General features: G+C 58.0%; 1 rRNA gene. It reads left to right on the top strand.

From position 1 onward, the window contains the following. Window positions 1-14: 14 nt before the first annotated feature. Window positions 15-1,488, top strand: a 16S ribosomal RNA gene (locus ACSFC5_RS23310). The last annotated feature ends 66 nt before the right edge of the window (window positions 1,489-1,554 follow it).

Raw genomic sequence — 1,554 nt, 5'->3', positions numbered from 1 at the left:
GGGAGTAATATAGCATTCCGGTTGATCCTGCCGGAGGTCATTGCTATTGGAGTCCGATTTAGCCATGCTAGTTGTACGAGTTTAGACTCGTAGCAGATAGCTCAGTAACACGTGGCCAAACTACCCTATGGATCCAGACAACCTCGGGAAACTGAGGCTAATCTGGGATACGATTCTCCCGCTGGAACTGCAGAGAATCCGAAACGCTCCGGCGCCATAGGATGTGGCTGCGGCCGATTAGGTAGACGGTGGGGTAACGGCCCACCGTGCCGATAATCGGTACGGGTTGTGAGAGCAAGAGCCCGGAGACGGTATCTGAGACAAGATACCGGGCCCTACGGGGCGCAGCAGGCGCGAAACCTTTACACTGCACGCCAGTGCGATAAGGGGACTCCGAGTGCGAGGGCATATAGTCCTCGCTTTTCACCACCGTAAGGTGGTGGTGGAATAAGTGCTGGGCAAGACCGGTGCCAGCCGCCGCGGTAATACCGGCAGCACGAGTGATGACCGCTATTATTGGGCCTAAAGCGTCCGTAGCTGGCCGCGCAAGTCTATCGGGAAATCTGCTCGCCTAACGAGCAGGCGTCCGGTGGAAACTGCGTGGCTTGGGACCGGAAGATCCAGAGGGTACGTCCGGGGTAGGAGTGAAATCCCGTAATCCTGGACGGACCGCCGGTGGCGAAAGCGCTCTGGAAGGACGGATCCGACGGTGAGGGACGAAAGCTCGGGTCACGAACCGGATTAGATACCCGGGTAGTCCGAGCTGTAAACGATGTCTGCTAGATGTGCCACAGGCTACGAGCCTGTGGTGTGTCGTAGGGAAGCCGAGAAGCAGACCGCCTGGGAAGTACGTCCGCAAGGATGAAACTTAAAGGAATTGGCGGGGGAGCACTACAACCGGAGGAGCCTGCGGTTTAATTGGACTCAACGCCGGACATCTCACCAGCATCGACAATGTGCAGTGACGGTCAGTGTGATGAGCTTACCTGAGCCATTGAGAGGAGGTGCATGGCCGCCGTCAGCTCGTACCGTGAGGCGTCCTGTTAAGTCAGGCAACGAGCGAGACCCGCACCCTTAATTGCCAGCAGCACCCTTGTGGTGGCTGGGTACATTAAGAGGACTGCCAGTGCCAAACTGGAGGAAGGAACGGGCAACGGTAGGTCAGTATGCCCCGAATGTGCTGGGCGACACGCGGGCTACAATGGCCACGACAGTGGGATGCAACCCCGAAAGGGGACGCTAATCTCCGAAACGTGGTCGTAGTTCGGATTGAGGGCTGAAACTCGCCCTCATGAAGCTGGATTCGGTAGTAATCGCGCCTCAGAAGGGCGCGGTGAATACGTCCCTGCTCCTTGCACACACCGCCCGTCAAAGCACCCGAGTGAGGTCCGGATGAGGCCTGGATTCCCAGGTCGAATCTGGGCTTCGCAAGGGGGCTTAAGTCGTAACAAGGTAGCCGTAGGGGAATCTGCGGCTGGATCACCTCCACAGACCGGGATCAGGCCGATGGCCTGACCCACCTTTGCAGTTTGCGGTACACGTTCGATCGACCCA

Source organism: Natronorubrum marinum (assembly GCF_052040125.1).
In the GTDB taxonomy this organism is placed as follows: Archaea; Halobacteriota; Halobacteria; order Halobacteriales; family Natrialbaceae; genus Natronorubrum.
This window is presented reverse-complemented; position numbering and strand designations above follow the sequence as displayed.